General features: G+C 70.9%; 24 protein-coding genes. 8 read left to right on the top strand and 16 right to left on the bottom strand.

Annotated elements, in window-relative coordinates:
* Positions 1 to 52: 52 nt before the first annotated feature.
* Both E0504_RS27875 and E0504_RS27870 read right to left on the bottom strand, forming a co-directional pair.
* The gene (locus E0504_RS27875) at positions 53 to 1,009 is read right to left on the bottom strand and encodes an NADP-dependent oxidoreductase (RefSeq protein WP_112108755.1); all 957 of its coding nucleotides are present in this window, start codon (positions 1,007 to 1,009) and stop codon (positions 53 to 55) included.
* 85 nt (positions 1,010 to 1,094) lie between these two features.
* A complete protein-coding gene (locus E0504_RS27870) occupies positions 1,095 to 2,120 on the bottom strand; it encodes a TetR/AcrR family transcriptional regulator C-terminal domain-containing protein (protein WP_200835466.1) in 1,026 nt (341 codons plus the stop codon).
* A 232-nt stretch (positions 2,121 to 2,352) separates the two neighbouring features.
* Between E0504_RS27870 and E0504_RS27865 the strand changes: the two genes are divergently transcribed.
* A complete protein-coding gene (locus E0504_RS27865; RefSeq protein WP_112108754.1) occupies positions 2,353 to 3,264 on the top strand; it encodes an alpha/beta fold hydrolase in 912 nt (303 codons plus the stop codon).
* A 496-nt stretch (positions 3,265 to 3,760) separates the two neighbouring features.
* A complete protein-coding gene (locus E0504_RS27860) occupies positions 3,761 to 5,023 on the top strand; it encodes an amidohydrolase family protein (protein ID WP_131626101.1) in 1,263 nt (420 codons plus the stop codon).
* A 178-nt stretch (positions 5,024 to 5,201) separates the two neighbouring features.
* Here the strand turns inward: E0504_RS27860 and E0504_RS27855 are convergent, their stop codons facing one another.
* The 7 genes from E0504_RS27855 to E0504_RS27825 form a co-directional block, all read right to left on the bottom strand.
* Positions 5,202 to 6,179 carry an NADPH:quinone oxidoreductase family protein gene (locus E0504_RS27855; protein ID WP_131626100.1) on the bottom strand — a complete coding sequence of 326 codons (978 nt, stop codon included), beginning with the start codon at positions 6,177 to 6,179 and terminating at the stop codon, positions 5,202 to 5,204.
* A gap of 63 nt (positions 6,180 to 6,242) precedes the next feature.
* Positions 6,243 to 7,046 (bottom strand): enoyl-CoA hydratase-related protein, encoded by an 804-nt coding sequence (locus E0504_RS27850; RefSeq protein WP_071059631.1) that lies wholly within the window; start codon positions 7,044 to 7,046, stop codon positions 6,243 to 6,245.
* A complete protein-coding gene (locus E0504_RS27845) occupies positions 7,043 to 8,065 on the bottom strand; it encodes a phosphotransferase family protein (protein WP_112105023.1) in 1,023 nt (340 codons plus the stop codon). Before E0504_RS27845 ends, E0504_RS27850 begins: the two co-directional genes overlap by 4 nt.
* Positions 8,062 to 9,363 carry an acyl-CoA dehydrogenase family protein gene (locus E0504_RS27840; RefSeq protein WP_112105024.1) on the bottom strand — a complete coding sequence of 434 codons (1,302 nt, stop codon included), beginning with the start codon at positions 9,361 to 9,363 and terminating at the stop codon, positions 8,062 to 8,064. The genes E0504_RS27845 and E0504_RS27840 overlap by 4 nt, the downstream gene beginning before the upstream one ends.
* Before the next feature lie 210 nt (positions 9,364 to 9,573).
* On the bottom strand, positions 9,574 to 11,346 hold the full coding sequence (locus E0504_RS27835; RefSeq protein ID WP_131626099.1) for a GGDEF domain-containing protein: 1,773 nt from the start codon (positions 11,344 to 11,346) through the stop codon (positions 9,574 to 9,576).
* Positions 11,347 to 11,434: 88 nt separating this feature from the next.
* Positions 11,435 to 12,094: a TetR/AcrR family transcriptional regulator gene (locus E0504_RS27830; RefSeq protein WP_071059634.1), complete on the bottom strand. Its 660-nt coding sequence runs from the start codon at positions 12,092 to 12,094 to the stop codon at positions 11,435 to 11,437.
* 133 nt (positions 12,095 to 12,227) lie between these two features.
* Positions 12,228 to 13,466: an alpha/beta hydrolase gene (locus tag E0504_RS27825; protein ID WP_131626098.1), complete on the bottom strand. Its 1,239-nt coding sequence runs from the start codon at positions 13,464 to 13,466 to the stop codon at positions 12,228 to 12,230.
* A gap of 306 nt (positions 13,467 to 13,772) precedes the next feature.
* On the opposite strand from E0504_RS27825, the gene E0504_RS27820 reads away from it, so the two are divergent.
* Positions 13,773 to 14,609: an undecaprenyl-diphosphate phosphatase gene (locus E0504_RS27820; RefSeq protein ID WP_112105027.1), complete on the top strand. Its 837-nt coding sequence runs from the start codon at positions 13,773 to 13,775 to the stop codon at positions 14,607 to 14,609.
* A 141-nt stretch (positions 14,610 to 14,750) separates the two neighbouring features.
* The gene (locus tag E0504_RS27815; protein ID WP_131626097.1) at positions 14,751 to 15,380 is read left to right on the top strand and encodes an SRPBCC family protein; all 630 of its coding nucleotides are present in this window, start codon (positions 14,751 to 14,753) and stop codon (positions 15,378 to 15,380) included.
* A 29-nt stretch (positions 15,381 to 15,409) separates the two neighbouring features.
* Here E0504_RS27815 and E0504_RS27810 read toward each other — a convergent pair whose 3' ends face one another.
* The 3 genes from E0504_RS27810 to E0504_RS27800 are packed head-to-tail and all read right to left on the bottom strand — an operon-like array spanning position 15,410 to position 17,388.
* The gene (locus E0504_RS27810; protein WP_071059637.1) at positions 15,410 to 16,120 is read right to left on the bottom strand and encodes a GPP34 family phosphoprotein; all 711 of its coding nucleotides are present in this window, start codon (positions 16,118 to 16,120) and stop codon (positions 15,410 to 15,412) included.
* A gap of 24 nt (positions 16,121 to 16,144) precedes the next feature.
* Positions 16,145 to 16,417, bottom strand: coding sequence for a hypothetical protein (locus E0504_RS27805; protein ID WP_071059638.1), 273 nt, complete (start codon positions 16,415 to 16,417; stop codon positions 16,145 to 16,147).
* A 23-nt stretch (positions 16,418 to 16,440) separates the two neighbouring features.
* Complete coding sequence (locus E0504_RS27800) at positions 16,441 to 17,388, bottom strand: SPFH domain-containing protein (protein WP_071059639.1); 948 nt, start codon at positions 17,386 to 17,388, stop codon at positions 16,441 to 16,443.
* Positions 17,389 to 17,563: 175 nt separating this feature from the next.
* On the opposite strand from E0504_RS27800, the gene E0504_RS27795 reads away from it, so the two are divergent.
* Both E0504_RS27795 and E0504_RS27790 read left to right on the top strand, forming a co-directional pair.
* Entirely contained in the window at positions 17,564 to 18,544 is a 981-nt protein-coding gene (locus E0504_RS27795; protein WP_071059643.1) for an ABC transporter ATP-binding protein, read from the top strand.
* On the top strand, positions 18,541 to 19,857 hold the full coding sequence (locus tag E0504_RS27790) for an ABC transporter permease (RefSeq protein ID WP_131626096.1): 1,317 nt from the start codon (positions 18,541 to 18,543) through the stop codon (positions 19,855 to 19,857). Before E0504_RS27795 ends, E0504_RS27790 begins: the two co-directional genes overlap by 4 nt.
* A gap of 58 nt (positions 19,858 to 19,915) precedes the next feature.
* Here E0504_RS27790 and E0504_RS27785 read toward each other — a convergent pair whose 3' ends face one another.
* The 3 genes from E0504_RS27785 to E0504_RS27775 form a co-directional block, all read right to left on the bottom strand.
* Positions 19,916 to 20,719 carry an N-acetylmuramoyl-L-alanine amidase gene (locus E0504_RS27785; RefSeq protein WP_112105030.1) on the bottom strand — a complete coding sequence of 268 codons (804 nt, stop codon included), beginning with the start codon at positions 20,717 to 20,719 and terminating at the stop codon, positions 19,916 to 19,918.
* Between the two features lie 328 nt (positions 20,720 to 21,047).
* On the bottom strand, positions 21,048 to 22,376 hold the full coding sequence (tnpB, locus tag E0504_RS27780; protein WP_112105031.1) for an IS607 family element RNA-guided endonuclease TnpB: 1,329 nt from the start codon (positions 22,374 to 22,376) through the stop codon (positions 21,048 to 21,050).
* Positions 22,373 to 22,945 (bottom strand): IS607 family transposase, encoded by a 573-nt coding sequence (locus tag E0504_RS27775; protein ID WP_131626095.1) that lies wholly within the window; start codon positions 22,943 to 22,945, stop codon positions 22,373 to 22,375. The genes tnpB and E0504_RS27775 overlap by 4 nt, the downstream gene beginning before the upstream one ends.
* A 275-nt stretch (positions 22,946 to 23,220) precedes the next feature.
* Here E0504_RS27775 and E0504_RS27770 point away from each other — a divergent pair, with 275 nt between their 5' ends.
* On the top strand, positions 23,221 to 23,928 hold the full coding sequence (locus E0504_RS27770) for a GNAT family N-acetyltransferase (RefSeq protein ID WP_243657642.1): 708 nt from the start codon (positions 23,221 to 23,223) through the stop codon (positions 23,926 to 23,928).
* Positions 23,929 to 24,110: 182 nt separating this feature from the next.
* Positions 24,111 to 24,788, top strand: coding sequence for a hypothetical protein (locus tag E0504_RS27765; RefSeq protein ID WP_131626094.1), 678 nt, complete (start codon positions 24,111 to 24,113; stop codon positions 24,786 to 24,788).
* Positions 24,789 to 24,920: 132 nt separating this feature from the next.
* Here E0504_RS27765 and ahcY read toward each other — a convergent pair whose 3' ends face one another.
* The gene (gene ahcY / locus E0504_RS27760) at positions 24,921 to 26,357 is read right to left on the bottom strand and encodes an adenosylhomocysteinase (protein ID WP_071064009.1); all 1,437 of its coding nucleotides are present in this window, start codon (positions 26,355 to 26,357) and stop codon (positions 24,921 to 24,923) included.
* Positions 26,358 to 26,410 lie beyond the last annotated feature (53 nt).

Raw genomic sequence — 26,410 nt, 5'->3', positions numbered from 1 at the left:
CGCGGGCAGAGGCAGTGGCGCCTCCTGCGCGCCACTGCAGGGGCGGTGGCCGTCAGCCGCTGCTGACGGCAAGGACGATCTTGCCGCGGCCGTGTCTCGTCTCCAGCTCCCGGTGCGCCTCGGCGGCGTCCGCGAGCGGGACGACCCGGCGGACGTTGATGTGCAGGGCTCCGTGCGCCTGGAGGTCGGCCAGCTCGGCGAGCCGGGCGGCTGACCGGAGGTTGGGCGTGACCCGGATCCCGAGCTCCCCCGCCCGGCCGTGCTCGACGAGGGTGAGGATCCGGCTCCGGTCGGCGACCAGCGCCAGCGACGTGGTCAGCGCGTCGCCGCCGGCTCCGTCCAGCACGGCGTCCACGCCCGCGGGCGCGATCGCCTGGACGCGTTCGACCAGGCCGTCGCCGTAGGCGACCGGGATCGCGCCCAGTGAGCGGAGATAGTCGTGGTTGGCCGCGCCGGCGGTGCCGATGACGGTCGAGCCGGCGCGTACGGCCAGTTGGACGGCGACCGTCCCGACCCCGCCGGCGGCGGCGTGGATCAGGACGGTGTCGTCCCTGCCGACGCCCAGCTCCCGCAGCGCGATGTGGGCGGTCTGCGCCCCGCCGCTGAACCCACCCGCGACCTCCCAGGACATGCCGGCCGGCTTGGCGGTCACCTGGCCGGCCGGTACCACCAGATACTCGGCATACGCACCCAGCTGCCCGAAGCCGAGCACCTCGGCGCCCACCGCGACGCCGTGACCCCCGCCGTCGACGCCGTCGATCCCGCCGACTCCATCGACCTCGTCGCCGACCTGGTCGACGACCCCGGCGAACTCGTTGCCGGGAATCGTCGGGAGCCGGGGTGTCACCCCGGGCGGTGCCCAGCCCGCGCGGACGGCGCAGTCGATCGGCTGGACACCGGCGAACCGGACCCGGACCCGTACCTGGCCGGGCCCGGCCACCGGCGTGGCCAGATCCATCAGCTCGAGAACCTCCGGGCCACCGTGCCGCGCGAACGCCGCTGCCTTCATCGGACATCCCTTCATCGCCGTTGACGAAGGTCGAGTCTGCGACCTCGACCGCGGTTGAGATCAAGGGCAGGAGATGAGACCCGGGTCACGCGGAGGCACCACGCTCCGGCGAATTCTCGTCACCGCTCATCGGCCTGGACACGGCCTGCGGGGGAGGCTGAACGGGGCAGCGACTCGTCTCGATCAGGATGGCGATGCCGTCGAGGAGGCGTTGCAGGCCGAACTCGAAGAGCGAGTCGAGGTCGAGGGATCGGGGCGGGACGCTCGCCAGCAGCGGGTGAGCCGAAGTCGCCGCCGGTGGGGTGATCGCGGAAGTGCCGTGGGCGTCCATCCACTGCTCGTCGGTGAGGCCCGAGTCCTGCACCGCCTCCGCCTCCGCCTCCAGGTTCAGGGCCAGCCCACGGATGTGGGCGGCCAGGGTGGTGTGTACGTGGATCATGGCCACCGGGTCGAGACCGAGTCCGTGCAGTGCCCGCATCACCCACTCCGCATGAGCCTTGATCTGCGGCGACATCAGGGGCCTGGTGAAGGACATCGCCTGTGCCAGCCAGGGGTGCCGGCGGTACATGGCCCACTGGGACCGTGCCGCCGCCTCCAGGCACCGGCGCCAGCCGGCCGGCGGTGGGTCGGGTGGCGGTGCCTCGGCGAAGACCATGTCGGCCATCGACAGCACCAGCTGTCCCCTCCCGCCCACCTGCCGGTGGAGCGCCACGGTGGTGACACCGAGCTCGACGGCCACGCGACGCATGGACAGCGCCGCCAGCCCCTCCAGGTCGGCTATGTCGACCGCCACCCGCACTATCCGCGGTCGGGCCAGCCCCGACGTCGGATGGCCGCCGGCACGGGGCCGGGCAGCACCAGGGCTCCGGGGATGCGGGCCCGAGAAGTCGACGATCGTGCCGACACCCGGGAGAGGTCGGGCCAGACCCTCCTGGTGGAGCGTCGCGAGCACCTTGGTGGCCGTGGCCATCGCGATGCCGAACTCGCGGACGATCTGGCGGGTCGACGGCAGCCGCTCGCCCGGCCGCAGCTCGCCGGATGTGATCCGCCGCCGCAGTTCGGCGGTGATCCGCAGGTATGGCGGGACGTCCTCCGAATCGGAGATGACCACAGCGTGCCTCTTCCCGGACTGCTCTAGTGCGCATGTCGCCTGGGAACGGATGCTATCCGGCCATCAAATTCTGGTGCACTAGTGCGTGATTTCCTTTGCTGGACCTGTTCCATACGATGCGACCGTCCGGATCGATTCGATCCTGGTCGGGTGATGGCGGGTCGTGGCGCGATTTTCTGGATCCCACGCCCGGCGGAATGCGCACGTATATCGGAGCCCGAAAGGAAGTGGCGTGGTGGCTACGCAGGTCGAGACAGGGAGTGTGGAATCGACCGACGGAACGGTGATCAGTTATCGGACGATTGGCCGGGGCCCCGGTCTTCTGCTTGTTCCGGGAGCCCTCGCGGTCGCGGCGGACCTTGATGGATTCGCGGCCGCGCTGGCGAGCGGGTTCACGGTCCACACAATCGAGAGACGGGGGCGCGGTGCCAGCGGCCCGCAGGGCGACGCCTACACGGCGGCCAAGGAGCTCGCCGACCTCGAGGCCGTCCGAGCGGCGACGCGAGCTCGATTCGTCGTCGGGCACAGCTTCGGCGGATTCCTGCTGTTGGAGGCCCTGCGGAACACCGGTGCCACTGCCGGTGCCGGTGCCCCCGTCGGAGTCGGAGTCGGTGCGTTCGACGGCGCCGCCGCATACGAACCCGGAGTCCTCCTCGACGGCGTCGGGCCCGTGACGTTGGAATGGGCGCGGCGCTGCCAGGACGAACTCGATCGCGGCCGGCCACGGCAGGCGTTCATCACCTTCGTCCGTGGCGTGAACCCCGAGACGACGGGACGGGTCCCTCGTGCCCTGCTCGGACTCATCCTGGCATTCGCGATCAGACCCGCCGAACGCCGTCGGAAACACGCCCTGCTGGGCGGGACGATCAGGGAGCATCAGGAAGCGGCGAGGGTGGCGAACCAGCCCGACCGCTACCGCGCGATCACGACTCCGACGCTGCTCATGGCCGGCAGGGACAGTGACGACACCGCGGCCGGACGCGCGACCCGACAGCTCGCCGGGATTCTGCCCCGCGCCAGCCTCGTCACCTTCGGGGACCTCGACCATTTCGGGCCGGAGAGGGCGCCGCGGCGTGTAGCCGCGGCAGTGGCCGACTTCTTCGCCGCCGTCGGCACGTCCGGCTCGGCACGGGCCGAGCGGTGACGGTGACGGTGACGGTGACGGGCAGCGTCATCCGCCGAGACGCTGACCAGACCGCCAGCTCGCCATCGGGCAACTGCTCAAGCCGCCAACCGACAGGCCGGCCGGTGGCGGCGTCCCAGATCCGGCCCGATCGATTCCTGATCGATTCACGGCAGCGCTACTTTGAGTGACTAATCCACCACGATGTGGCGCGGCCGGATCCCGGGTGGGGCGTGGCCGGCTTCGATGGCGCTTGACCTGCTCATCAGTCATGGTTGATCAGGGAGGGGGTATGGATGCGCCGAGACGTCGCCCTGCCGGGAACGGTGTCGGGGTGTCCTGATGACGCACCGACGCACCCCGGTCACCCGGGATGAGCCGAGCGGATCCCTGACCGATTTCGTGGGCTTGTTGGCCGAATACGCAGAGACGGCCAGAGCCGGGAAGCGTAGAAACAGATAGAGACGCTGACGATGTGGTCTGGCGCACGCCCCGGACCCGCCAGTCGAGGAGGATCATGAACATCGACGACATGGTCTTGGTGAGCATCGACGACCACGTGGTCGAGCCGCCCGACATGTTCAAGAACCACGTCCCGGCGAACCTGGTCGACCAGGCGCCGCACGTCGTGCGCAACGACAAGGGCGTGGACCAGTGGATCTACCAGGGCCGGGTGACGGGCGTCAGTGGCCTGAACGCGGTCGTCTCGTGGCCGGCGGAGGAGTGGGGCAAGGACCCGGCCGGCTTCGCCGAGATGCGCCCGGGGGTGTACGACATCCACGACCGGGTCCGGGACATGGACCGTAACGGGATCCTGGCGTCGATGTGCTTCCCGACGTTCGCCGGGTTCAGCGCCGGGCATCTCAACCACTACAAGACCGACACCACGGTCACGATGATCCAGGCGTACAACAACTGGCACATCGACGAGTGGGCCGGCACCTACCCGGGCCGGTTCATCCCGCTGGCGCTGCTTCCGACCTGGAAGCCGGAGCTGATGGTGAACGAGATCCGCCGGGTGGCGGCGAAGGGCTGCCGGGCGGTCACGATGCCCGAGCTGCCGCACCTCGAGGGCCTGCCCAGCTACCACGATCTCGACTTCTGGGCTCCGGTGTTCGAGGCGCTGTCCGACACCGGGATGGTGATGTGCCTGCACATCGGCACCGGTTTCGGCGCGCTCAAGCTCGCCCCGGACGCGCCGATCGACAACCTGATCATCCTGGCGTGCCAGATCTCGTCGCTGGCTGTGCAGGACCTGCTGTGGGGCCCGGCGATGCGGACCTACCCGGACCTGAAGTTCGCCTTCTCCGAGGGCGGCATCGGCTGGATCCCGTTCTACCTGGACCGCTGCGACCGGCACTACACCAACCAGCGCTGGCTGCGCCGCGACTTCGGCGGCAAGCTGCCCAGCGAGGTGTTCCGCGACCACTCACTCGCCTGCTACGTCACCGACCCGACGTCGCTGAAGCTGCGCCGTGAGATCGGGATCGACATCATCGCCTGGGAGTGCGACTACCCGCACTCGGACTCGATCTGGCCGGACGCGCCGGAGTTCGTGCTCAACGAGCTGAACAACGCCGGTGCGACCGACGAGGAGATCGACAAGATCACCTGGCAGAACGCCTGCCGGTTCTTCAACTGGGACCCGTTCTCCGAGATCCCCAAGGAGCGCGCGACCGTCGGCGCCCGCCGGGCGATCGCGACCGACGTCGACACCGCCATCCGGTCCCGCAAGGAATGGGCCCGCCTCTTCGCGGAGAAGCACCCCGAGACCATCTGAGAACGCACGCCCTGGCCGGCTCCCGCTCCACCGGAGTCGGAGTCGGCCAGCGGCACGAAAACGAAAAGACCCGGCGCGACGCACCCACCTCGTTGTGGCTGCGCCGCGCCGGGCGTCGTTTCCGGCCCCCCTCGGGACGTCCACCACGCCGCACCCGCGGTGGACGTCCCGGGCCGTGCTACGGGGCGATCTCCAGGACGATCTTCCCGATGGCGTGGCCGTCGGCCACATAGCGCAGCGCCGCCGCTGTCTCGTCGAAGGTGAAGCTGGCGCCGATGTGCGGCACCGCCCTGCCCGCGGCGAACAGTTCCATGAGCTCCCGCTCGTTGCGCTGGAGCTCGTCCGGCGCGTGCGTACCCAGGTCGCGCAGCTGCATCCCGCCGATCTGGATGCCCTTGAGCAGCACCAGGTTGAGCGGGATCCGCGGGATCGAGCCCGCGGCGTAGCCCACCGTGACGAACCGGCCGCGCCAGCGCAGCGAACGCAGCGCGGGCTCGGCCAGGTCGCCGCCGACGGGGTCGATGACCACGTCGGCGCCGTCCGGGAGGGTCTCCTTCAGCGCCTTGCGGAGGTCGTTCGCGCGGTGGTCGATGAGGTGGGTGGCGCCGTTGGCGGCCGCCACCTCGAGTTTGCGCGCGGACGACGCCACCGCCGTCACCGTGGCGCCCAACGCCGCCCCGAGCTGGACGGCGGCGAGGCCCACCCCGCCACCCGCGCCGAGCACGACGAGCTGCTCGCCGGGCTGCAGCCGGCCCACCGACCGGAGCATGTGGTACGAGGTGCGGTGCGCCACGCCGAAGGCGGCGGCCACGGTGTCGGCGATGCCGGCCGGCGTGCGGGTGATGCCGGCGGCCCGCGCCACCGCGACCTCGCCGAAGGCACCGACCATGCCGGTGCCGAACACGCGGTCGCCGACGGACACGCCGGTCACGTCCGCACCGACCGTCTCGACGACACCGGCGAACTCGCTGCCGGGAACGAACGGCGGCGGCACCTTGATCTGGTACTCACCCGCGACCAGCAGGACGTCGGAGTAGTTCACCGCCGCCGCGTGCACCCGCACGCCGACCTGGTCGGGCTGCGGCTCGGGAGTGGGGAACTCCTCGACGTGGACGACCTCGGGCGGCCCGTACTCGCGGCAGACCGCGGCGCGCACCTCAGCCCACCCGGCCGCTGACGCGCGGGCGCAGCCCGGTGACGGTGAGCGGGCGGCGCATGGTCACCGGCCCTTCCACTGCGGCGTGCGCTTCTGGATGAACGCCATCGCGCCCTCCTTGGCGTCCTCGCTCTTGAACACCGCCGGCGAGAGCTGCGCCATGCGCTCCTGCCCGCGCGCGGGGTCGGCCGCGGCGGCCCGGACGATCTCCTTGGTCGCGGCGACGGCGAGCGGGCCGTTGGCGGCGATGCGCTCGGCGAACGCCAGCGCCGCCTCGAGCACCTTCTCCGGTTCGGTCACCGCGTTGACCAGGCCGAGCTGCTGGGCGCGCGCGGCGTCCACGGTGTCGCCGGTGAGGGTCAGCTCCAGCGCGAGGGCGAGGGGGATCCGGCTGGCGATGGCGACCGCGCCTCCGCCGGCCGCGAGCAGGCCTCGCTTGACCTCGGGCAGGCCGAACTTCGCCGCCGAAGAGGCCACGACGACGTCACAGGAGAGCAGCAGCTCGAAGCCGCCGCCGACCGCGGTGCCGTTCGCGGCGCCGACGAGGGGGACCTTGACGTCGCCGCTCATCAGCCGGTCGAAGGCCGCCCGGCCCTCCTTGTCCTCCGGGGCGATCTGGGAGAAGCCCCCGCCCGAGGTGAAGGCCTTCAGGTCCATCCCGACGCAGAACGCCTTCTCACCCGCGGCGGTCAGCACGGCCACCCGGATGTCGGGGTCCGACTCCGCGGTGAGGATCGCCGAGCCGATGGCGCTGAGCAGCGCGGGGGTCAGAGCGTTGCGGGCCTCGGGCCGGTTGAGGCGGATGACCAGCACCGCCCCGACCCGTTCCAGCAGGATGTCCGCGGTGCTGGTGTCGGTGTCGGTCATCGCTTGTAGTCCGTGCTCTCCGCGAGGTCGGCGGCCTCCTGCATGGCGCCGAGCACGATCGGGCCGAACGTCAACAGCTTCTCGTCGTCACCCGCGCGCTGGAAGCCCTGCTCGAGGACGATGGCGAGCTTGAACTTGCAGAGGATCAGGTAGTAGTCGTAGTCGTCGACCTGCCGGCCGGACACCTCCGCGTAGTGCGCGAGGAGCTGGGACTTCGTCGGCATCGCGTAGAGATCCGCGTAGCTCTTGCCGATCAGGTCGGTCGAGCTGGTGTCCTCGGGCCAGCTCTGCAGCATCCAGGCCAGGTCGAGCTTGGGGTCGCCGACCGTGCCCATCTCCCAGTCGACGATGGCGGCCAGCTTCGCGGGCGCCCCGTGCTGGAACATCACGTTCGCGAACTGGTAGTCGCCGTGCATGAGCCCGGGGATGTAGTCGATCGGCCGGTGCGTGCGCAGCCACTGCGCGGCCACGTCGAAGCCGGGCAGCTCCCGCTTCTTGATGCGGTTCAGGAAGGCCGTCCAGCGGTCGACCTGGCGCTCGTGGAAGTCGTCGGGGCGGCCGAGGCCCTCCAGGCCGCGGGCCTTCCAGTCGACCTTCGACAGCAGCGCGATGCCCTCGGCGAGCTGGTAGGACAGCCCCTTGCGGAGTTCGAGGTCGGAGTTGAACGGCTCCGGCCAGACACCGCGCTGGCTCATCGGCGACCAGCCGTCCACGAAACCCATGATGTAGAAGGAGCGGCCGAGGACGGAGGCGTCCTCGCACATGCCGAGCGCCGCGGTGTGCGGGACGTCGGTCCCGTCCAGGGCCTCGATGATGCGCCACTCGCGCAGGATGCCGGCGTCGCGGCTGGCGGGCGCCCCCGCCGGCGGGATGCGCAGCGCTCCGTGCAGGTCACCGCGGCGGATCTCGTAGATCTCGTTCTGCGTGCCACCGGAGACGTAACGGTGCTCGATCGGCTCGCCCTTGCCGGCGAGTCCGGCCTCGTCCATCCACGTGGCGAGGCGCTCGATGTCGATCACAGGTTCCCCACTTCGAGTTCCAGGTACTCGGCGTACTTCTCGCGCGCCGCGGCGAGGCGCTTGGGCAGGTGCTCGGTGGGCCACAGGTCGTCGGTGGGCTTGTAGTCGCGCAGCACCTGCTTGGCCACGGTGACCTTGTGCACCTCGGTCGGCCCGTCGGCGAGGCCCATCACGAACGAGCCCATCACCATCTGGCTGAAGGGCATCTCGTTGCTCGCGCCGAGCGCGCCGTGCACCTGCAGCGCCCGCGAGGCGATGTCGTGCAGGACCGCGGGCATGACCACCTTGACCGCGGCGATGTCCTTGCGGACCTTGCGGTAGTCCTTGTGCTTGTCGATCGACCACGCCGTGTAGAGCACGAACAGCCGGAACTGCGCCAGCTGGGCGTACGAGTCGGCGATGAAGCCCTGGACGAACTGCTTGTCGGCCAGCAGGCTGCCCTGGGTGCTGCGGCTCAGCGCGCGCTCGCACATCATGTCCAGCGCCTTCTTCGCCAGGCCGATCGTGCGCATCGCGTGGTGGATCCGCCCGCCGCCGAGGCGGGTCTGCGCGATGGCGAACGCCTGGCCCTCGCCGCCGAGCAGCGCGTCGTCCGAGACGCGGACGTCCTCGTAGTGGATGAGGGCGTGGTGCCCCTCGCCCAGCGGCTCACCGGGCAGACCCACGTTCCGGACGATGTTGATGCCCGGAGTGTCCGTCGGGATCAGGAACATCGACATGCCCCGGTACCGGCTGACATCGGGGTTGGTGACCACCATGACGATGACGAACCGCGCGGTGCTGGCGTTCGAGGAGAAGAACTTCCAGCCGTTGATCACCCACCCGTCGCCGTCCTTCACCGCGCTGCAGGTGAACTGGGTCGGGTCCGAGCCCGCCTGCGGCTCGGTCATCGAGTACGACGAGAAGCACTCGCCGTCCAGCAGCGGCTGCAGGTACTGCTTCTTCTGGGCCTCGGTGCCGTAGTGCGCGATGATCTCGGCGTTGCCGGTGTCCGGCGCCTGGCACCCGAAGACGATCGGCGCCCAGCTGGAACGGCCCAGGATCTCGTTGAGCAGCGACAGCTTGAGCTGCCCGTGCCCCTGGCCACCGAGCTCCGGGCCCAGGTGGGTCGCCCACAGGCCGTGGTCCTTGACCTGCTGCCGCAGGGGGTCGACGACCCGTTGCAGTGTCTCGCCGCGTGGCACGAACTGCAGGTCGGGCCAAGCCATGTCGAGGGGCTCGACCTCCTCCCGCACGAACTTGTTAGCCCAGTCCAACTGGGCCTGGTACTCGGGTTCGGTCTCGAAGTCCCACGACATCGTCGGTCTCCTCTCGGAGTGGTCAGAATAGCGTTCTGTACACAAAGAACGCAACTTCCGAATGATCGAAATATCGATCCGACACTGGTCCGGTGATCACGGATCGCCGGGCCGACCTCAGGGCTGGTCCAGTCCGTTTCATCAGGTTCGGACACTTTTGGAGTGATTCCAGTTCGGGTTGGTTCGGGGGGCAGTCGGATTCGGGCCGGCTCAGGGCAGCGGGACGTTCAGGGCGGGCCGTGCCCGCCCTGGGCCCACCAGCTCAGGGGTGTAGACGGCCGGCTCCCCGTTGCGCCTGGCCTTGGCCGCGTACATCGCCAGGTCGGCGCGGTGCAGCAGCTGCTCGGCGGTGTCCGGAACGTCCGGGTCCGGCTCCACGTCCGGGTCCGGGTCCGGGTCCGGCTCCGCGTCCGGGTTCGCGCCTCGGTGCGGGGCACCCGTCCCGGTCTCCGGGTCGACGGTCACCAGGCCCACGCTGGCCGCGACGGTGAAGGTGTGGCTCGCCAGCCGCACCGGCGCCCGGACCGCGGCCGCCAGCCGACGTCCGACTGCCTCGGGATCGTCGGTGTTGGCCGAGACGAGCAGGATCGCGAACTCGTCACCGCCGAGGCGGGCCACGGTGTCCGCCGCGCGGACGCAGCCGGCGAGCCGTGCGCCGGTGATCCGCAGCAGGTCGTCGCCCGCCGCGTGGCCGAGGACGTCGTTGACCCGCTTGAAGTCGTCGAGGTCGCAGAACAGGACGGCGAAGCGCTCGGCGGGGCCCGGCTGGCGGCGCAGCGCCCGCTCGAGCCGGTCGATGAACAGGCTGCGGTTCGCCAGCCCGGTCAGCGGGTCGTGGAACGCCTGGTGCCGCAGCTGCCGCTGTTTCTCCTCCACCTGGCCGAGCAGGCGGATGTTGTCCGACATCGTCATCATCTGGCGCACCAGCGCGAGTAGCAGCAGGGCGAGCAGCGCCCAGATCTCCTCCCAGTGCCCGATGCCGTCTCCGGCGATCTGGAGCACCGTCGCCGCCCCGGCCGCGGTCAGCGGGAGGTACGGCAGGATCGCGTGCCACCGGCGGAGCCTGGCCGAGGCGGCCCGCCGACCCGGGCTGGGAACGGCGGCCAGCCCCACTCCCACGATGTCGGCGTCGGCGTCGGCGTCGGCGTCGGCGTCGACAGCGGCACCGGTAGCGGTACCCGTATCGGGATCGGTGGAGATGGCGGCCAGGCCGATGAGCAGCGCACCGACGCCAATGGGCAGATCGGTCAGCCGCGGGACGTAGTCCAGGCCGTGGATGAGCACCGCGAGCTCCCACATGGCGGAGATCGAGGCGGCGCACATGCCCGCGAGCAGGAGCGCGTGGCCGCGGCTGTCGCGTGGCTCGCGGAACACGGCCACCAGGATCAGCACGACGAAGACCACGAGCGAGACCGCGGCGAGGATGATCGAGTAGAGCGGGCCGGGGCCGAGTGGTTCGCCGTGCCCGACCGTGCGCTCCAGCACGGTGGCCCAGACCAGCAGCGCCACCGAGCCGACCACGATCATGCCGTCCAGGATCGTGATCGCGTACCAGCGGTAGGCGTGCAGCGGCCCGCCGTCCTCGGCGTCGTCGTGCTCGACGGGGTCGGTCGGGTAGAGCAGCACGCCGGCGACACCCATCGCGAGCGGAATCAGATACACCAGCGAGGCCGGGGTCAGCTGGGGGACGGGAGATCGCCCCGCCGCCGTGTCCCGGAACACCGCGGCCGACGCCACCGCCACGGCGAGAACCATCACCGCCATGAGAAGCCGCCACCACCGCTCGGCGCCATGGCGACGCAGCCCGGCGACCACGCAGGTCGTCCCGCCGAGCAGCAGGAACCCGATCACCGTCAGCCGGACGGCGGACAGCGCCAGGCTGTCGGGGAGCACCTGGGCGAGAACCACGCAGGCGCCCGTCAGCACCGCGGCGCCGACCGCCGCGCGGCGGAAGAGCCGGTCGCGCCGACGGCTGTGCCCCATCTCCTTCCCCTACCGTTAACCGACGCAAAATACACAGATCGTTACTTTGCGTGGCGACCTGGTGGGAGGTCGGAGGCGGAGCCCGGTTTCAGTGGGCGGCGGCCGGCCCCGCCTGGAGGATCGAGACGCAGAAGTCGATGAGATGGCGCTGCTCGTCCTCGGTCGGCACCGTGCAGGGCTCCACATGGCGCTGCATCGTGCCGAGGACGGCGTCCTGGATCAGCCTGGCGTCGAGATCCGGCCGTGGTCGGCCGGCCGCCGTCAGCGGCGGGACGAGCAGCTGGCCGAGCTGCTGGTCGAGGGTGGCCCGCCCCGGCACCGAATCACTGGCCCGGGCGAGCAGCCGGTTGACGGTGGAGCCCTGCTGCGCGAGCGCCGGCCGGGTGATCTGCGCGATCATGCCGTCGACCCAGGCGGTCATCTGGCCGGCAGGATCGGACTTCTTCGACATCTGATGGCGAAGGTAGGAGCGCAGGATGACGATCCCGCGCTCCAGCACCGCGTGCATGAGCTCGTTCTTGCCGGCGAAGTACCGGTAGAAGGTCTGGTTGGACGTCCCGGCCTCGGCGACGATGTCGGCGACCTTGGGATCGGCCGGCGCGACACGGACGGCGACCCGCAGGGCCGCGTCGAGGATCTGCTCGACCTCGACGAGGGCGTCCCGCTGGTGCCGGTTCAGGGCCCGGTCGACAGCGGCCCGCACCGAGGCGGGGGTGCCCTCCCATTCCACTCCAGCAGTGTCGCTCATGGTCGAGGTCCTTTGGGTACGGGATGTTGGGAGGCGCGAAACTCGGTTCTTTGGATAAAAGAATTATATTCTTTGCGGGGCGGGGCGGGGCGGCTGTGGGGGCGGTCAGGGTACCGGGCTCTGGCCGGGCGGATCACCACAACCGGGTGGTTCGCGGGCCGGTCACCTGGGCGGCGAAGGCGTCCAGCCGGTTCCACAGCAGGTGCCGGGTGCCGGCGAAATTGTGCATGTGCGCCATCCTCGGCGCGACGAACCAGGCGAGGTCGGTGGCCGAACCGAAGGCGGCCAGCTCGGTCAGTGGCGGACCGGTCACGTCCCGCGTCCCGGTCGCGAACAGGACCGGGACGTCGATGCTCGCCGCCGCCTCGGCCACCCCCGCGGGCAGTACCTCGGCGCCGGTGAGCCCCGGGTAGGTGGTGCTGCCCCAGACCGGGGCGGTCCGCCGGCCCGGCAGCCCCCCGGTGCTGTCGGCCCGCACGAGTGACTCCGGCACGTCATCCCAGAAGAACGCGTAGATCCAGTCGGCTGACGCCAGGACGACCGCCATCGCCTCGTCGGGGGAGGACCCTTCGGGGATCACCGGGCCGGCCGTTCCGGGACGCCACGGAATGGTCGTCGCCGTCATGCTGCTGCCCAGGATCGCCACGCCGTCGAAGGTGCGGTGGTGGGCCTGCATGGCGGCCAGGATGTGACCGCCCATCGACTGCCCCATGCCGATCACCGCCGACACGCCGACCGGCCCGACGCCCGGCGCCAGCGTGCCGGAACGCAGGCCGTCGACGACCGCCGTCACCGCGTGGTGGCCGGCCGCGGCGACCGTCGGCAGGTCGGTGACCTCGGTCGGCGGAACGCTGCTCTCCCCGACACCGAGGTGGTCGACCATGACAACCACCGCGCCCCGGTGGACGTGGTGCTCGGCCTGGCTGTAGCCGGGTTCGGGCAGGTCGAAGTACCGCCGGGCGTACCCACCGCCAGGAAGCCCGACCAGGACGGGGACACCCGGGCCGGAGCCGCCCGCGGCTGAGCCGCCTGGTTCCAGGCCGCCTGTCTCCAAACCGTCCGTGCCGGGGCCGGCGGCGGACGGGGATGGCTGCGCGGGCAGGCAGACGGTCACCGCGATCTGCCAGCCGTCCTGGTCGGCTCCGTCGGGCTGGCTGCTCTGGTTCTGACTGCTCTGGTCGTGGCCGCGCGTGGCGGGTACCGGGATGCGCAGGTCGAGTCGCAGCACGCCGCCGTCCGGCCGGCCCGCCGGCTCGGGCCGTCGCTGCGGGCCGGGCGCGGGAACCGTTGGCTGGTGCGGCACCGGCTCCTGGAGCGAGTCCGCCGAGTCCGCCGAGTCCGCCGAGTTCTCCGCGTCGGGTGCGTTGCGCACTGTTGCTCCCGTTCCATGACATCGGGCCCGATGCCGGCGTTACGTGGTCGATAGGCCACATCCGTGGCATTGGGTCGGACAAGTATCCGAGCCGGTGGCGGGAAGCGGTAGCGCCTCGTTCCGGCCCGACCCGACCACGGACGGCAATCCGATCACGGACAGTCACCTGGTCGCGGACGGTCGCTCTCGCCGGCGTTCGACGCGCGCGCAGCGTGACCTCGGCGGACCCACCGCGTATTGGTGATCTTTCTCGACATACACTCCTGGCGATCTCCCGGGCGGAGGTGGTGCGGAGGAAGGGCGGGCATGAACATCGTCGAAGCGGTTTTTCTCGGCGCCGTCGAGGGGCTCACCGAGTTCCTCCCGGTCTCCAGTACCGGTCACCTGACGATCATCGAGAAGCTGCTCGGCTACAGCATCGACGACCCGGACATCACCGCATTCACGGCGATCATCCAGGTCGGCGCGGTGTTCGCCACGCTGCTCTACCTCCGGCATGATTTCCGGCGGATCATCGCCGCCCTGGCCAGGGGTGTGACCCGGCCGGAGTACCGCGATCACCCTGATTTCCGGTTCGGTGTGGCGGTGATCGTCGGATCCATTCCCATCGGAATAGTCGGCCTGCTCTTCAAGGACCAGATCGAGACCACGCTGCGCAGCCTGTGGTTCGTCGGCACCGCCCTGATCGGGTGGAGCGCGGTGATGGGCTACGCCGATCGCGTCGCGACCCAGAAACGGCACGAAGACGACGTGACCTGGAAGGACACGCTGGTTATCGGCGTCGTCCAGTGCATGGCGCTGATTCCGGGAATCTCGCGTTCGGGGTCCACGATGTCCGCCGGGCTGCTGTGCGGGATCGACCGGGTGACGGTCACCCGCCTGTCGTTCTTCCTTTCCATCCCGGCGCTGTTCGCGGCGGCTCTGCTGCAGGTCGTGACGGAGTCGTCCAACATCGAGCAGGGCGTCGGCTGGACCGTCACCATCACCGCGACCGTGGTGAGCTTCGTGACGGCCTACTTCGCCATCGCGTGGCTGCTCAAGTTCGTCGCCCGCCACAGCTACAGCGTCTTCATCTACTACCGGCTCGCGCTCGGCTCAGTGATCCTGTTCCTCCTCGCCACCGGGATCATCTCCGCGACCTGACGCCGGGTTCGGTGCCGGGATCACGCTCCAGGATCCGCGCCGCCCGGCACCCTTTTGCCCTCCCGTCCCGGATGCGTGTGTTAGGGCCTCACCATCGGGGAGGACCCCACCCGTCCGACGTCGAAGTCGATGGGAGGAACCATGACGAGCACCGTGCAGGAATCGATCGATGTGGCCGTCCCGGTCCGGACCGCCTACAACCAGTGGACCCAGTTCGAGTCGTTCCCGAACTTCATGGAGGGGGTCGAGTCCGTCCAGCAGACGGACGACACCCACACCCACTGGAAGATCAAGGCCGGCGGCGCCGAGCGCGAGTTCGACGCCACGATCACCGAGCAACTCCCGGACGAGCGCGTCTCGTGGAAGAGCACCGAGGGGACCCGTCACGCCGGCGTGGTGACATTCCACCGGCTGGCCGACGACGCCACCCGGGTGACGGTGCAGATGGACTGGCAGCCCGAGGGGCTCGCGGAGAAGGCCGGCTCGGTGCTGGGCGCCGACGACCGCCGGGTGAAGGACGACCTCAAGCGGTTCAAGTCCTTCATCGAGGAGCGTGGCCAGGAGACCGGAGCCTGGCGGGGTGACGTACCGCGCCCGGACGCCGCCGGCCAGCCCGGCCAGCCCGATGAGTTCGGTCAGCCCGGTGAGTTCGGTCAGCCCGGCCGGTTGGGTTCGTCGGAAGCCCCCGGCACGGGCGGCGCCGGTGGCCCGCAGCGGGATCAGGGGACCGGCGGGGCGACGTACTCGCAGCCCGGCGGCGGCGAGTCCTGACCTGGCGGGTCAACCCCGCGACCGAGTCGTCAACCGGCTGCACCGGCTGATTCGGCGGCCTGCGCCTCCCGCACGGCGGCGCGCAGCGCCGGGACGGCCGGCCCGGCGACCGGTTCCAGCAGCGCGAGCCGACCCTTGAGTGCCCGCCGGGCCCGGCCGCTTTTCATCGCCCCGATCTGACCGGCGGCGAGGAGCGCGGCCAGGCTCGCCGGGCCGGGGTCGGCGCGGCCGGCCGGCCCTCCGTGCAGGACCTGCTCCACCTCGCGGTGCAGCCGGCGGACCATCGCCCGGTCCCGCACGGTCACGGAGGTCGCCGGGATCATCCCCAGGATTCGGCGTCGCTCGACCCTGATCCAGCGGCCCGCCTCGAGCTGGTCGCGCACGACCCGGCCGGCGGTCCGCTGGTTTTTTTTCACCCAGTGCTTCCACGACCGGTGACGGGACGACGCGCCGACCTCGCCGATGAGCTGTGCGCACAGCTCATCGGCGGTCGGGGTGCGCCGCCGGCCCGGCGCAGCAGGCTGGCCCGGTCGCCCTTCCGCGTGCGGCCGGTGCTCCGCACGGGGCGCGACGGGCTTGACCCGGCCGTTCTCGTCGGTCAGCAGTCCAGCCTGGTAGAGCTCGGTCGCGGCGGCCGCGCGTAGCGCGCGACCCAGATAGGGCGAGCGGTACATGCGGTTCCGCTCCAGGTCGTAGGCCAGCAGGTAGAGCTGGGCCGGTAGTGACGGTGGTGGTTGCACGACGGGTCTCCTCCCGGTTGCCGATCACGGTGGCGGGGTGCGGCGGACGTCCACCGCCTCGGTCGAGGGGGCGTCCTCGGGGCCGGGCTCGGGGTCGGTGGTGGTGTCCCGCCGTGGGCGTCCGCGGCGCGGCATCGCGCCGGCCTCCCTCGGCAGCCGGCCCCGGTCCGCGAGCGCGGCCCGCAGCAGGAACTCGATCTGTGCGTTGGTGCTGCGCAGCTCGTCCGACGCCCATCGCGCCAGCGCGTCGTGGACGGCCGGGTCGAGGCGCAGCAGGATCTTCTTCCGTTCGGCCACGTACCGTCACCGGCTCCCGCGGCTCAGGTGTAGAGGGATCCGGCATTGATGACCGGCTGCGTCGACTGTTCGCTGCACAGGACCACGAGCAGGTTGCTGACCATGGTTGCCTTCCGTTCCTCGTCCAGCTCGATGATGTTTTCCCGGTCGAGGCGTTCCAGCGCTGCCTCGACCATGCCCACGGCGCCCTCGACGATCCGCGAGCGGGCCGCGACGACGGCGCCCGCCTGCTGGCGCCGGAGCATCGCCTGGGCGATCTCCGGCGCGTACGCCAGCCGGGTGATGCGGGACTCGATCACGTGTACACCGGCGGAGGCGACCCGGGCCGCGATCTCCAGTGAGAGCTTCGCGGTGATCTCCTCGGCGTTGTCGCGCAGCGACATGACCTCGGGGGCCGCGTCGTAGGGGTAGCTCGTCGCGATGTGCCGCACGGCGGTCTCGGACTGGATGGCCACGAACTCGACGAAGTCGTCCACCTCGAAGACGGCCTGCGCGGTGTCCTTCACCTGCCAGACCACGACGGCCGCGATTTCGATCGGGTTTCCGTCGGCGTCGTTCACCTTCGCCACGCCGCTCTCGTGGTTGCGGATGCGGGTGGAGACCTTCTTGCGCGTGGTGAAGGGGTTCACCCAGCGCAGCCCGGTGGTGCGGATCGTCCCTACGTAGCGGCCGAACAGCGCGACGACCCGGGCCTCGCCCGGCGCGACGGCGGTCAGGCCGCACAGCGCGAAGAACGCGGCGATGAGGCCGAGCACGCCGACCACGATGAGGACGGCGCCGACGGGGGCGGAGTGGTCGGCGGCGACGACGATCCCGGCGATACCGATCGCGAGGCAGGCCAGCATGCCCAACAGGCCCGCCAGCAGGGCCAACAGGCCCGAGTGGTCCTTCGCGTGGTGTTCCCGGACGCTCGGTTCGGGCATGTCGACAACGACATGTTCGACGTCCACCTGCGGTGCCTCGGTGCTCATGTGTGCCTCCGAATGAGGAGCTGGATCTGGCGAGCCGGTCCGCTCGGCGCGTTCCGACCTGGTGTGCTGGTCGGGCCCGGCTACCTCTGCGCTAGCGCCGAGGTATCAAAGTGATATCACTTTAGCTCGGTACTATGTGGTCGTCCAGCAGCAGGACGTGACGCGGAGGTGGTCGATGCCGGACAGGCGGCTCGAGATCGACGATGTGCGCAAGCGGTACGGCGAGGTCGTCGCGCTCGACGGCATGACCTTCGACGTTCGCGAGGGGGAGCTGTTCGGCTTCGTCGGCAGCAACGGGGCGGGCAAGACGACGACGATGCGCATCGTGCTCGGGGTGCTCGCGGCCGATGCCGGGCAGGTCCGGTGGGCCGGCCGCCCGGTCGACCTCGCCGCCCGCCGCCGGATCGGCTACATGCCCGAGGAACGGGGCCTGTACCCGAAGATGCAGGTCCGCGACCAGCTCGTCCACCTCGCCCGGCTGCACGGGATGCCGGCCGCTGCCGCCGGCCGCTCCGCCGACGCCTGGCTCGAGCGGCTGGGCGTCGCGGCGCGGCGGGACGACGAGGTACAGAAGCTCAGCCTCGGCAACCAGCAGCGGGTCCAGCTCGCCGCCGCGCTCGTGCACGACCCGGAGGTCCTCGTGCTGGACGAGCCGTTCTCCGGGCTCGACCCGGTCGCGGTCGACGTCATGAGCCAGGTGCTGCGGGAGAAGTGCGACGAGGGGGTTCCCGTGGTGTTCTCCAGCCACCAGCTCGAGCTCGTCGAGCGGCTCTGCGACCGGGTCGGCATCGTCGCCGCCGGGCGGATGGTCGCCGCCGGCACGGTCGACGAGCTGCGGGCGGACGGCACCGAGCGGATCGTCGTCGAGGTGCCCGGGGCCCCACCGGGCTGGGCCGAGGACCTGCCCGGGATGACCGTCCGCGCCACAGAGGGGGACCGTACGGTGGTCGACCTCGCTCCCGGCGCCGACGACCAGGACCTGCTGCGCCGGGCGCTGGCGGTCGGTCCGGTGCGGGAGTTCCGCCGCGGCCGGCCGTCACTCGCCGAGCTGTTCCGCTCCGCGGTGAGCACCGACGAGGGCGCCCCCGGCGTCCGCTCCCGTACCGGCTCCGGATCTGACACGGCGGGCGCGACGGACGAGGTGACGGTGGCATGAGCCCGGAATCCGATCACGAACACGGCCGCGAGGCCACGGCCGGCCCGGCCCCAGGCATCCCGGCCCAGACCGGCGCCGGGCCGGCGCCGGCGCCGGGTTCCGGCGGCCGGGGCGACTATCCGGCGCTGGGCTCCTGGGCGACCGTGCGGCTCGTCGCCGGTCGCGAGCTCGGCGTACGGCTGCGTTCCAAGGTCTTCCGGATCACCACCGTCGCCCTCCTCGTCCTGCTCGTCGGCGCCGCGGTCGTGATCGACCTGGTCGGCGGCGGCGATTCGACGGAGTCCGTCGGCGTGACGGCGGCGGAGTCCGCGATCACGGCGCCGCTCACCGCCGCCGCCCGGAGCCTGGACGTCGGCATCACGACCCGCGAGGTGCCCGACGAGGCCACCGGGTTGCGCCAGGTCGCCGACGGCGATCTGGACGCCCTCGTGACCGCGTCCCCGAACGGCCTGCGCGTTGCCGTCAAGGAGGACCTGAACGACGAGTGGCGCGCTGTGCTGGCTGTTGTGGCCCGCCAGCAGGTTCTCGACAACGAGATCAGCGTGCTCGGCGGCGACCCGGCCCGGGTGAACGAGGCGGTCGCCGCCACGCGGGTCGATGTCACCCAGCTCGACCCGGCGCCGGCCCACCAGGGCGAGCGGCTCGTCCTCGGGATCGCCGCCGCGTTGCTGATCTACATGGGCCTGATGCTCTACGGGCCGGCCGTCTCCCAGGGGGTGATCGAGGAGAAGTCGAGCCGGGTGGTCGAGCTGCTGCTGTCGACGGTCCGCCCGTGGACGCTCATGGCCGGCAAGGTGTTGGGCATCGGGCTGGTAGCGCTGATCCAGATGATCGTGCTGGCCGGCGGGGGCCTGGTCGCCGCGCTGGTCACCGGCGCGCTCTCGCTGCCCTCCGGCGAGGCCACCGGGACGGTGATCTGGTCGGTGGTCTGGTACGTCATCGGGTTCTTCCTCTACGCTCTCCCGTTCGCCGCGGTCGGGGCGATGGTCTCCCGGCAGGAGGACGTCGGGGGCATCTCGAGCCCCATCGTGCTGGCGATCGTGGTGCCCTGGGTGCTGGGGATCTCGATCGTGCCGGGCGATCCCGACAACGGCCTGATCGCGGTGCTGTCCCTGCTGCCGATCTTCGCGCCGGTGCTGATGCCGATGCGGATCGCGCTCGGGGTGGCGCCGGTGTGGCAGTTGGTCCTCTCGGTGGTGCTCGCCTTGGCGCTGATCGGCGTGCTCGTCCGGCTCACCGGGCGGATCTACCGCAACGCGGTGCTGCGGACCGGGGCGAGGGTCTCCTTCCGGGACGCCCTGCGCGAGGCCTGAGCCGCCGCGGGTCCCGGTCCCGGTCCCGACCCTCGGCCCCGGCTCGGGCCCGGCCGACTCATACTTGGCGGTTCATCCCGGTGAGGACATAGCCGATCTTGCGCCAGGTGTTCGGGCCGCAGACCCCGTCCTCGGGTATGCGGCCGAACCACGGCGTCGCGTACCGCTGAAGCGAGGCAACCCGGGCGGTGGTGCGCGCGCCGTAGGCCCCGTCGGGCGCCAGGCGGTAGGGGTCACCCGTCGGCGCCTCGTGGCCGAAAATGATGTTCAGTGCGTTCTGCAGGGTGACGACCTCCGGCCCGCTCATCCCCTCCCGCAAGGTCGGCATCCCCGCGTACCGCTGTCGCGGGTCCGCGAGCGAGCCCCCGGGGGACGCCCCCAGCGCGGCCGCGAGGATGTCGCCCCGGCGGTTCGCGCGGACGTTCCCCGGGCACGAGTGACCACCCCACGCCGCGCCGCCCATGCGGTGCGTGCCGAGCCCGTAGCCGTTGGGTGAGTCCGTGATCTCGGGGCGCCAGCCGAACTCACGCATCCCCCAGGCGAAGAGCTCGCCGAGGCGCTGTACCTGGATCGCCGTGTAGTCCTCGGAGTCGTACCCCTCGCACTCGACGCTGATCCAGAACGGGTTGCCCGCGGCCTGCGCCCAGGCCCGGCGGTCGAACGGGACGTACTGCTCGAACTCGCCCGCCTTCGACAGCCACAGGTGGGCGCTGACCTGGCTGGCCGGACTGTCGAACCAGCCGAAGAGCGAACCGGTGCCGACCTGGACGTGGGGGATCAGCCCGCGGGTCGGCTCCACCATCGTCCCGGACGTGTTGCGGACCGGGCGGTTGCGGGCCGGTGGGTAGAGGGTGGCGGCCACGGTCAGTCCCGGCCGTTCGTGATCGCCGCGTACCCGGTCTCCGTCTGCGGTCGGGTCCCCGCCGGCATTCGGGCCCCTGCCGGCGCCTGGGCCCCTGCCAGTGTTCGGGTCCCTGCCTGCGCTCGACGTACCGGTTGCCGTCGGTCTGGACGAGTCACGTGTTCCTCTTCGTGTCTGTGTGGTGTCGGGGTGGCCGCCGCGGCCCGCGCCCGCCGTCCTGGTGGTCGGTCCCAGGACATGCCTTCGGTGTTTCGCGTGTGATCGCCTGAGGATGCGTTACAAGAGGGATTCCTACTGTTGCGTTCCGGTGTGTTTTGGCGTTCACCGGTCAGCCTGCCGTCCCTTGCGGGGCGGCGCTCCCGGTCTGACCGGCCGAGGCCGTGCCGGGTTCCCGTTTCCCAGCCACCCGCCCACCGGAGTGGGTCTTACGGTCGGCTCCGCGGGTGTTTTCCGTCTCCGACGCACTGGCGGCGACGAGGTTACGCAGGTTGACCGCGGCGTTCACGTCACGGTCGAGGACCAGCCCGCAGGGCTGGCAGCGGAAGGTGCGGTCCGACAGCGTCAGGCTTGGGTTTCGCCAGCCACAGCCGGAACAGGTCTTCGAACTCGGATACCAGCGGTCCGCAACGATGAGTCTCGATCCGTACCAGCCGGTCTTGTAGGTGAGCTGGCGGCGGATCTGCGCCATCCCCGTGTCGGAGACCGCACGAGCCAGCCGCCGGTTACGTACCATCCCCGCAACGTGGAGATCTTCCACGACGATCGTGTCGTGGGTTTTCGCGAGCCGGGTGGTGAGCGTGTGCAACCCGTTACGGCGCTGGTGGGCGACCCGGGCGTGGATGCGGGCGAGCCGGGCCGCGCGCTTGCGCCGTCCGGCCGATCCGGGGGTGGACCGGGCGTAGGCCCGCGAAGCGCTCCGCAGCCGGCGCAATGACCCGGCCAGATACCTCGGGTTCGCGATCATCTCCCCGGTGGAAAGCACAGCGAGATGCTTCACGCCCACATCGACACCGACCGGCCCGGCCGTGCGCTGCGACCGCGACGGGCCGGTGGGAACCTCCCGGTCGACCTCGACGGTGAACGACACGAACCACCGGCTGGCGGTCCTGGCCACGGTCGCGCCCAACAGCCGGGCCCTGCCGCCGGCGAGCCGACCGGTCAGCGCGCCCATCGCCTCGCAGGCCTTCACCCGGCCGATCCGGGGCAGCTTCACATGCCGGTCGCCGTCCGGGCCGTAGGAGCCGGTGGTGTAGCGGAACGAATCGCGGGCCTTCCCGCGCTTCTTGAACCGGGGGAAACCGACCCGGCGGCCCTTCCGCCTCCCGTGCCGGGACGCGGTGAAGTTCTTCAACCCCCGGGCGAGCTGATCGAGTCCGGCGCTGTACGCCTCCTTCGAGCACTCCGCCCACCACGGAGCGACCCCCGCCTTGGCCTTGTTCCACTCCAACCGCAACGCGGGCAACGTCCACGGCACCGGGGTCAGCAGATCCCCGGGCACACCGTAGGACTTCTCCGCCTCCCGCTGCGCCAGCGCGGCCTTCACCCGCGACAAGCCCCAGTTGTAGGCGAACCGGGCCGCCCCGGCATGCCGGGTAAGCGCGGCCCGCTGCACCTCGTTCGGGTCCAGAGCGAACCGGTAAGCCTGCACTGTCCTCACCCGGCGGCCCCAGCGGCGGCTTCGACAGCCCGCCGCGCTCTGTTCCCAGCGGTGCGGCGGCCGTACAACCGGGCGCACACCGACGTCACGATCCCGGTGATATCCCGGACACAGCCGTCATCGACCTTCGCGGGATCGATGACCAGCAGCCGCCGGCCGGACATGGCAAAGGCCGCTTCGACGTACTCGGCACCGACGCCGGCGAACCGGTCACGACGCTCGACGATGATCGTGACGGCCCTCAGGTGGCGGAGCAGGGCAAGAAACTTCCGCCGGTGACCGTTCAGCCCCGAGCCGACCTCGGTCACCACCCGGTCGACCGGCAGGCCCTCGCCCGTGGCCCACGTGGTGACCTGGGCGACCTGCCGGTCAAGGCCGGGTTTCTGGTCCGCGGACGAGACACGGGCGTACACCACGGTCTCACCGGGGGAGGGGGTCCGGTCGACATCCCCGACGATGATCAGCCCGCCGACCTTGCGGGCCGGGACGGGTAGCTTCCCGGCGTTGAACCAGCGGCGAGCCGTCACAGAGGCGATGCCCTGCGACTCGGCCCACTCCTTGAGGTTCACACGACCATCATGGCACGCAATGATCAATAAAGACCATTATCAACGTAACAGTTACACCCCCTTGTACTGGGAACCCCGCACATCTGGGTCGGCCGAGCGGGCCGGCTTCGACTGGGTGCGTTCTTCGACGGTGCGAGGCAGATTGTCTGTGTGTTGATGATTTGGTTTGCTTTCATGGTTTGATTTGATCAATAAGTGCGCGGATTGCCGAGCTAGATTGACTGCCTACACTGGCAAACCGTGCACCCTCCGCCACCGTTTGCCCGGTTCCTTCCGTGACGCCCCCCTCGCTGGCCGTCGCCGGCGCCCCCGGGGGCGGTCCGACCTTCGTGCTCGTCGCGGGTGTCCCGCCGGCGGCGGTGTTCGGTCTGCGCCACGAGGTCTTCATCGAGGAGCAGGGCGTGCCCGAGGAGCTGGAGCGCGACGTCCTGGACGCGAGCGCCGACCACGCCGTCCTGCTCGGCGCGGACGGCGTGGTGCTCGCGACGGCACGGTTGATCACCCCGGCGGGTGCCCAGGAGCCGGCTGCCGGGCGCGGGAGGTTCGGCGTGGTCGGGCGGGTCGCCGTCCGGCGCCCGTACCGCGGGCGGGGCCTCGGGCAGTTCGTCACCGAGGCCCTCGAGCAACTGGCGGCCGAGCGGGGGCTGACCGCGATCGAACTGCACGCGCAGCAAAGGGCCGAGGAGTTCTACCGGCGGGCCGGCTACCGGCCGCGGCCCGCCCGTTTCGGGCCGGTGCGCGACAGCGAGGCGGGCATCGACCACATCTGGCTGCGCCGCGACCTCGAACCCGGGCCGCGCCTCGATCCGGGTCGGGATCCACGGCACGCCGGGGTCGGCGAGCTGTGGATCCGCGGCGCCTCCCCGGACGCGCTCCGCGTCGTCGCGCGTCTCGGCTACGCGCGTACGGGCCGGGAGCGTGGGGCGCGGGAGCGTGCGGGAGCACCTGAACTGGAGTACCGCCGTGCCTCGGTCGCGCCATGAGCCGGGGGTGCCGTGCCGCGGCTGGTGCGCCGGTGCCGGCGCGGTGGGCGTCGCCGCGCCGCGGCTCTGGTGGTCCGGCTGTGCCCTGTCGCCAAGCTGACAGGCCGTGTGTTGCCTACGAACTCGGCGCCGATGTTCATCCGGCGTGTTTGTCTGATCGTCCGTAGAGGGAGGGTGTCACCATGACCGTCGCACGATCGTTCTCAGTGGGCCGGGCGGGGCTCGTGGCCGTTCTGATCGCCGGCACGTTCGCGTTCACCGGCCAGACGGCGGCCCGAGCAGGTGGCACCCCGGGGGCCGAGTGCCCGGGCGGGCAGGAGTTCGAGGTCGCCGCCACCGGCGACGAACCTGATCCCGGCCCGCCGGTCCGGCTCGAGGGCGGCTACTACGCGCACACCGCGTCCTTCTGGCCGCCCCGGTCCGCGGTGCTGTGCCGCACGGAGTCGGGCACGGACCAGCCATCCGCCGAGGTCACCCACACACCCGGCCTGACCTGCCCGTCCGGCGCCTCCGAGCTGGTGGTCCCTGACGTGATCCCGGCCGATTTCGAGACGCACGTCGTGGCGGACTCCGGGGCGCTGCTGCCCGCCGGCTGGTACTCGCTCCCGTCGCTGGATCCCGAGTCGGCACCGGCCGGCGCCCAGTCCGTGGTCGCGGGCAGCCCCGGGAGCACCAGCCCCGGGAGCACCAGCCCCGGGAGCACCAGCCCCGGGACCACCAGCCCCGCGACCGAGGGCGGCGCGACCGAGGTCGGCGCGTTCACCGACAGCGGCACCGCGCCGGATTCGGACGGCGCCGGCACGGTCGTCTGGACCACCGTGTGCTGGTCCCAGACCGATCCCGGCGTCCCGGCCGCCTGAGCTCCCCGCACCGCGGGCCGCGAACTCTCCGGGCGGTGCACGGAGGCCGGGGCCCGGTGACGACGAGGGCCGTCCCGATCGATCGGGACGGCCCTCGTGTTCACGGCGGCTCGGCGAGGCGAGCGCCTGTGCTCAGTAGCGGTAGTGGTCCGGCTTGTACGGGCCCTCCACAGGCACGCCGATGTAGTCGGCCTGCTGCTTCGTCAGCGTCGTGAGCTTGACGCCCAGGGCGTCCAGGTGCAGCCGGGCGACCTTCTCGTCCAGGTGCTTGGGCAGCGTGTAGACGCCGACCGGGTACTGCTCGGTCTTGGTGAACAGCTCGATCTGGGCGATCACCTGGTTGGTGAAGCTGTTCGACATCACGAAGCTCGGGTGGCCGGTGGCGCAGCCGAGGTTCATCAGCCGGCCCTCGGCCAGCACGATGATCGAGTGCCCGTCCGGGAACACCCACTCGTCGACCTGCGGCTTGATGTTGATCTTCTCGATGCCGGGAGTCTTCGTGAGGCCGGCCATGTCGATCTCGTTGTCGAAGTGCCCGATGTTCGACACGATCGCCTGGTGCTTCATCGCGGCCATGTGCGCGGCCGTGATGATGTCGTAGTTGCCGGTGGTCGTCACGAAGATGTCGGCGGTCGAGACGACGTCCTCGAGCGTGGCGACCTGGAAGCCGTCCATAGCGGCCTGCAGCGCGCAGATCGGGTCGATCTCGGTGACGATGACGCGGGCGCCCTGGCCGCGCAGCGCGTCCGCGCAGCCCTTGCCGACATCGCCGTAGCCGGCGACGACCGCGACCTTGCCGCCGATGAGCACGTCGGTCGCCCGGTTCAGCCCGTCGATGACGGAGTGGCGGCAGCCGTACTTGTTGTCGAACTTCGACTTGGTGACCGAGTCGTTCACGTTGATGGCGGGGAAGGCGAGCGTGCCGGCCTTCGCCATCTCGTACAGCCGGTGCACGCCGGTGGTGGTCTCCTCGGTGACACCCTTGACCGACGTCGCGGTCGTCGTCCACCGGCCGGGCTTCTCGGAGATCGTGCGGCGCAGCGTCTCCAGGATGATCGCGTACTCCTCGGAGTCCGAGGCGTCGGTCGCCGGGACGGCGCCGGCCTTCTCGAACTCGGCGCCCTTGTGGACGAGCAGGGTGGCGTCACCGCCGTCGTCGAGGATCATGTTCGGCGCGCCGCCGTCCGGCCAGGACAGCGCCTGGTCGGTGCACCACCAGTACTCATCGAGGGTCTCGCCCTTCCAGGCGAAGACCGGCACGCCCTTCGGGTCGTCCTTGGAGCCGTTCGGCCCGACGACCACCGCGGCCGCGGCGTGGTCCTGCGTGGAGAAGATGTTGCAGGACACCCACCGGACGTCCGCGCCGAGGGCGGCGAGCGTCTCGATCAGGACCGCGGTCTGGATCGTCATGTGCAGGGAGCCCATGATCCGGGCGCCCTTGAGTGGCTGGCTGGCCGCGTACTCGGCGCGGGTGGCCATCAGCCCGGGCATCTCGTGCTCGGCAAGCCGGATCTCCTTGCGGCCGAACTCGGCCAGCGCGAGATCCGCGACCTTGAAGTCGAAAGTCATGCCCTCTCCTCATTGCGCTCGGTGGCTGCCGAGCCTGTACGGCGGTGTCACGT

The sequence above is a fragment of the Parafrankia sp. BMG5.11 genome, from assembly GCF_004337455.1.
Note: the sequence above shows the minus strand (reverse complement) of the source record. Positions and strands in the feature narration are given on the sequence as shown.

Bases quoted from the DNA above. Each gene is read 5' to 3' on its own strand.
- E0504_RS27840 (WP_112105024.1), bottom strand. From the start codon at position 9,363: ATGTCGTGGGACTTCGAGACCGAACCCGAGTACCAGGCCCAGTTGGAC.
- ahcY (WP_071064009.1), bottom strand. From the start codon at position 26,357: ATGACTTTCGACTTCAAGGTCGCGGATCTCGCGCTGGCCGAGTTCGGC.
- E0504_RS27790 (WP_131626096.1), top strand. From the start codon at position 18,541: ATGAGCCCGGAATCCGATCACGAACACGGCCGCGAGGCCACGGCCGGC.
- E0504_RS27875 (WP_112108755.1), bottom strand. From the start codon at position 1,009: ATGAAGGCAGCGGCGTTCGCGCGGCACGGTGGCCCGGAGGTTCTCGAG.
- E0504_RS27800 (WP_071059639.1), bottom strand. From the start codon at position 17,388: ATGAGCACCGAGGCACCGCAGGTGGACGTCGAACATGTCGTTGTCGAC.
- E0504_RS27820 (WP_112105027.1), top strand. From the start codon at position 13,773: ATGAACATCGTCGAAGCGGTTTTTCTCGGCGCCGTCGAGGGGCTCACC.
- E0504_RS27815 (WP_131626097.1), top strand. From the start codon at position 14,751: ATGACGAGCACCGTGCAGGAATCGATCGATGTGGCCGTCCCGGTCCGG.
- E0504_RS27835 (WP_131626099.1), bottom strand. From the start codon at position 11,346: ATGGGGCACAGCCGTCGGCGCGACCGGCTCTTCCGCCGCGCGGCGGTC.
- E0504_RS27765 (WP_131626094.1), top strand. From the start codon at position 24,111: ATGACCGTCGCACGATCGTTCTCAGTGGGCCGGGCGGGGCTCGTGGCC.
- E0504_RS27850 (WP_071059631.1), bottom strand. From the start codon at position 7,046: ATGACCGACACCGACACCAGCACCGCGGACATCCTGCTGGAACGGGTC.
- E0504_RS27795 (WP_071059643.1), top strand. From the start codon at position 17,564: ATGCCGGACAGGCGGCTCGAGATCGACGATGTGCGCAAGCGGTACGGC.
- E0504_RS27830 (WP_071059634.1), bottom strand. From the start codon at position 12,094: ATGAGCGACACTGCTGGAGTGGAATGGGAGGGCACCCCCGCCTCGGTG.
- E0504_RS27860 (WP_131626101.1), top strand. From the start codon at position 3,761: ATGAACATCGACGACATGGTCTTGGTGAGCATCGACGACCACGTGGTC.